At 36.7% G+C, this 6,007-nt stretch carries 3 protein-coding genes; all 3 read left to right on the forward strand.

Annotated elements, in window-relative coordinates:
- Positions 1-2,353, forward strand: a 2,353-nt coding sequence (locus V7P59_RS12585; RefSeq protein ID WP_333810505.1) for a PKD-like domain-containing protein, incomplete at its 5' end; no start/stop codon positions are given.
- A 247-nt stretch (positions 2,354-2,600) separates the two neighbouring features.
- Entirely contained in the window at positions 2,601-2,963 is a 363-nt protein-coding gene (locus V7P59_RS12590) for a hypothetical protein (RefSeq protein ID WP_333810506.1), read from the forward strand.
- Between the two features lie 7 nt (positions 2,964-2,970).
- Positions 2,971-6,007, forward strand: a 3,037-nt coding sequence (locus tag V7P59_RS12595) for a PKD-like domain-containing protein (protein WP_333810507.1), incomplete at its 3' end; no start/stop codon positions are given.

Raw genomic sequence — 6,007 nt, forward strand, 5'->3', positions numbered from 1 at the left:
AGTAGTTCCAACAGTAGCAATTACAGCACCAACATGTACTGCAGATGGTTTTGCTTCGATTTCAAATTATAATGCTGCCTTAACTTACGTGTTTACTCCAGCTGGACCTTCAGTAGGAGCTGCTGGTGTCATATCGGGTACGGTATTAAACACAAGTTATCAAGTAGCTGCTTTTAACGGAAGTTGTACTTCGGCTAATTCAGCTTCATTTACTGTATTGCCAATTCTACCAAAGCCTGTATTAGTTAGCATAGTATCAAATGCTTCTATATGTGAAGGTACTTCTGGTAGTGTAACAATAACTGCTACTCCAAATTCTGTAGTAACTTATAATATTGATGGTGGGCCTAATCAAACGGTTACTATTCCTAATTCAGGAACAGCTACTGTAGTTACGCCTATTTTAACAGCTAACAGTACTTATAATGTGGTTTATGTTCAATCAACAATTGCTCCATTTTGTGGTCAAGCACAAACAGGTAGTGCAACTGTGATTGTTAAACCACTACCAAACGTAATTATAACACCTACTTTAACTACGATTTGTTCTGGAACATTTACAAGTATTAATTTATCGAGTAATGTGCCAGGAACAACTTTCTCTTGGGTGGTTGCTACACAATCTAACGTAACGGGTGCTTCTAATTCAAATGGAAATGTAATTTCGCAATTATTAACAGCTACTTCAGCAACTAATAGTTATGTAGAATATTTGGTAACTCCAACAGCAAATGGATGTCCTGGTGCTCCTGGATTAATTAGAATTAATGTGTCGCCATCTCCAATTGTAATTGCGAACGATTCTAACCCAGTATTTTGTTCAGGAGGAACTACCAATATTCAGTTAACAAGTAATGTGCCTGGCGCTGTTTTCTCATGGACAGTAACAGGAGGAAATGTTGTAGGAGCATTAGGAGGAACAGGAACAAGTATTAGTCAAACGTTAACTGTTAGTCCGGGAACTACATCAACTGTAGATGTATATTATACGATTGTAGCAGAAGCAAACGGATGTTCTGGTCCTGCTCAAGTAGTTCATGTTAGAGTAAATCCTATACCTGATGTAACAATTGCGAATAATCCTGCGCCAATTTGTTCTGGAGAGAGAACTAATATTTCACTAACAGGGACAATTCCAGGTACCATTTTTAATTGGGTAGTAACCAATTCAACAGGAGTGACTGGAGCTTCAAATGGAACAGGTACTAGTATTCAACAAGTATTGACTACCACTGGGCTATCACAAGGAAGTGTGACGTATACCATTACACCTACTTTCAACGGATGTACAGGAACACCTCAATCGGTAACTGTCTTAGTTAATCCAAGACCAGAGATATTTGCGAATTCAACTCATCTGCCTATTTGTAGTGGAGTAACACCAACTTATATCACAGCTTCTACATTTAATTCCAATACTATTTTTGATTGGATTGTGGTTCCAGTTGGTGTAAGTGGCGCTACTTCAGGAAGTTTTGCGGGTACAAACCTGTTAATTAGTCAACTTTTATTTACAACAGGAAACACTCCTGGTTATGTAGATTATATCATCACTCCTAGATTGGATAATTGTACAGGCAATTCTATCACAGTTAGAGTTGTTGTAAATCCATTACCAGAGCCAAAATTAGTGGATGGAGCGATTTGTGTTGATGAATTTGGCGTTCCATTCCAAAGCTATACATTAGATTCGGGATTAGACAATGCAACCTATGATTTTGTTTGGTATTTTAATGGAGTTGCGATTCCAAATTCAAACAATGCAACCTATACCGCAAATGCCGTAGGAACTTATGGTGTGATTGCAACCAACAGTAGTACTAATTGCGTGTCTTCGGATGTGACTAACATGGTTACTGCTAATGTTACTTCAGTAACCCCGGCAGCAAGTATGACAGTTACACAAAGTGCTTATTTTAGTGGAAATGCTACGCTAACAGTAAATGTAACAGGCGGAAGTGGCACTTTAATGTACTCGTTAGACGAAGGAACCTTACAATCTTCGAATATCTTTACAAATGTTAGTGCAGGTCCACACACAATTACTGTGATCGACACACAAGGTTGTACTTATTTAACTTACACTGTATTTGTAATAGAATATCCACAATACTTTACACCAAATGGTGATGGTATTAACGATGGATGGTTCATTGCAGGATTACAAGATACAGATGTGATAAATATTTTTGACCGATATGGTAAGTTTATCAAACAGTTAAGAGGAGTTGAAAAATGGGATGGTACATACAACCAAGAACCACTACCTTCTACCGACTATTGGTTTACTGTGGATTATTTAGAAAATGGAGCTAAAAAACAATTTAAAGCGCATTTTGCGATGAAGCGTTAATTTTATCGATAATTATCATTTTAAAACCATCTCAATTGAGATGGTTTTTTTTGTTAATACTGTAATAATTTTTGTATATTTTAGGAAATCACAACATATGTGTTTTGTTAAATTAAATATTTTTAAAATTTTATAGTTAAATATTTGAAAATTCAAAAAATATTTTAATATTTGTTAATTAACAAAAAATTATGAAAACCCCCTAATATTTTTAACTTTTTGTTCAGAACTATAAAAAATTAACATCATGAAGCAGATTTTACTTTTATTATTTTTTCAATTTACACTTCTTGGGGTTGCTCAAGAAAGAAAAAGGAATTTTGAAATTCTCAAAGTTGGGAATAAATATTCTGAAGAACTCATTCAAAAAGCTTTTTCTACAGCAGATTTATGCGGTAGTTATTTGATTACAAAAAATCATGATATTGTTTTAGATGATGGAACAGTAGTTAGACTTTACCCTAAACATATTTTGAAATCTGCAAAATTTAATGATGAATGCTTTGTGGAGGATGATACTAATTTTTCACACATAAGTTGGTCAATATCTTCATCTGCAATAATCGTTAAAGGTTATGAAGTTCGTCCTAATAAAGCTTATACTAAATAGTTCTACTATGAAAATTAAAAATACTCTTTTACTTGTATTGTTATTAATAACAAGTACATTAGCTTTTGCACAGCCAGCGAATGATAATTGTAATACAGCTACAAATATTGGGACACTCCCAACGCCAGGTGCATGTTCTTCTGGACTTCAAGATGGTGCTCCAATTACTTTAAATAATCAATCAACTGTGGGAGCTACTGGTGCTAATCCATATGTGTCACTTACTGGATGTGCGAGTGGAGGTAATATGGCTTCTCCTGCCTTAGATGTATGGTATTCTTTTACAACATCTGGAACTTTAGCTAATATTACGATTTCTGGTTTTCCTAATGCTAGCATTGGATTTTGGACAGGTACTTGTAATGGTGCTGGATTGACAGGCTTATCTTGTACCAATTTAGGTCCCTCTGGAAATGGAACATTGTCGGTTCCTTCGTTGACCATAGGTCAAGTTTATTATATTCAAATCAGTGGTAATAATGGTTCTGCTACGGATAATAACTTTTCAATTTCTGTTGATAATGATATTGATTGTAATGATTGTTTGAGAGGATCTACACTTACAGCTACTCCAGCTCCAGTTAATGGAACTTATGCGCCCGGTCAGGTTGTTAGATTTTGTTATACTATAACTAACTGGACTCAAGTAAGTGCGAATTGGCTTCACGGAGTTCAAATTGCTTTTGGTCCTGGATGGACAGGTATTACTAATGCAACTCCACCAACTGCGTGTCAAGGTTCAGGAACGTGGGCTTTTTTTCCAACAGGCATAGGAACAGTTAATAGTGTAAACTGGGGAACAGGTTTTTATTTTGATACTATTGATGCAGGAACTTCACCAGTAAATAATTATGGAGACAACTGTACTGGAGGATGGACATTTTGTTGGGATATGACCGTAAGTTCCACTTGTGTTGCTGGTCAAAATTTATCTGTTACTGTGAATACTTCAGCCGATGGAGAATCTGGTTCATGGACAAGTCCAGCTTGTCAATCAGATCCTCCTTCATTGTTTAGTGCGGTTAAGGTTAGTGGTCCAACAATGACAAGTAGTAATGCTGTTAATATCTGTAGTGGACAATCTGTTAATTTAGCTTTAACTGCTGATCAGCCATCAACATATACGTGGGTTGCTACCGCAAATGGAAATGTTACTGGAGAAAGTACAACCAACCAAACGGGATCAACAATAAATAATGTTTTGGTAAATACAACTGCTTCTCCACAAGTTGTTGTTTATACTGTAACTCCAACATCTACAGCTACGGGATGCCCTGGTACACCTCAAACGGTAAATGTTACAGTTTATCCTACACCTACTGTTAATGCAGGTGTTGATGTTCCTGTTTGTTCTGGGAGTTGTATTAATTTGAGTGGTACTTCTTCAATAGCACCAGGCACTTTTACTACTACATTTAATAATCCTGTCGATGTTGCTATTCCAAATAACAATACAACAGGAGCCAATACATCTGTAACTTCTACGGGAATTGTGAATTCTAATTCTACAATTGGTTCGATTTGTTTTGATTTAACTCACTCTAACTTTCCAGATATTGGTCAGAATGGTAATGCAAATGCAATTACAATTACAATGCCAGATGGAACAGTTTATAATTCTACATTAACTCCTTTAGCTGCTGGATCAGGTACAAGAACTTATTGTATTCCTCCAGCTGTTTATGCTGGTTATACAGGTACTTTAAATGGTACTTTTACCCTTAATGTTAAAGATACCAGAGGTGGTGGTGGTGGAACAGGTACTATAATTGATTTTACTGTAATTATTAATACAAATACAGTTCAGTGGTCTCCAACAACTAACATGACTAATAGTAATACTTTAACACCTACTGTTTGTCCAACAGGTAATATTACATATACATTAAATGTTATTTCTCCAGGTGGATGTATTGCCTCGGATGCAGTAAATGTTACAGTTAGTCCAGCTGCAACTATGGTATTATCATCAGGTTCAGCTACCCAAACTACATGTGTAAATGTTGCTATTACACCAATTCAATTTACTGTTGGAGGAGGAGCAACAGGAGCAATTATTTCTGCGGGCTCATTACCTCCTGGAGTTACAGGAAATTTTGCTGCGGGTGTATTTACTATTAGTGGAATTCCGACATTGGCAGGAACCTATAATTACACTGTTTCAACTACAGGTGGATGTTCTGCACCTATCACTATCAGCGGAACAATTACAGTTACAGGTGCTATTGTTCCTGTTACAGGATTTTCATATACAACTCCAGTTTGTTCTAATAGTGCAAATGTTTTCCCTACATTGGTTCCTGGTTTTACATCTGGTGGAACTTTTTCAGCGGTACCAGCAGGATTAACTATTAATGCTTCAACTGGAGAAATTACTGTTTCTTCAAGTACTCCAGGTGCTTACACGGTTACATATAATTTTCCAGCATCTGCCTGTGGATTAGCGGCTAGTAGCAACGCAAACATTACAATTACCTTATTGCCAACAGCGACTATTAGTTATGCAGGAACTCCATTTTGTACATCAGTTGCAACAGCACAAGCAGTAACGATTTCAGGAACTGGAGCCTATACAGGCGGAACATATACATCGTCTCCAGCAGGATTATCAATTAATGCGTCTACAGGAGCTATTACACCAAGTGCAAGTACAGCAGGGACATATACCGTAACATATACTATTCCAGCAAGTGGTGGATGTCCAGCAATACCAGTTACAACTTCAGTTGTTATAACAGAATTGCCAACTGCTACTATTAGTTATGCTGGTCCTTTCTGTAACACAAATTCATCCAATCAATTGGTTACTTTAAATGGAACAGGAAACTTTTCAACTGGTACGTTTTCAGCTGCACCAGCTGGTTTAACGCTTGATTCTGCAACAGGAACTATTTTGCCAGTTTCTAGCACACCTGGAATCTATACAGTAACTTATACAATACCAGCGGCTAATGGATGTTCAGCAGTATTGGCTACAACTTCGATTACCATTACAGCTGCACCAACAGCAACAATTAGTTATGCAGGAACACCATTCTGTACTA

Source organism: Flavobacterium sp. (assembly GCF_036782315.1).
In the GTDB taxonomy this organism is placed as follows: Bacteria; Bacteroidota; Bacteroidia; order Flavobacteriales; family Flavobacteriaceae; genus Flavobacterium.

Bases quoted from the DNA above. Each gene is read 5' to 3' on its own strand.
- V7P59_RS12590 (WP_333810506.1), top strand. From the start codon at position 2,601: ATGAAGCAGATTTTACTTTTATTATTTTTTCAATTTACACTTCTTGGG.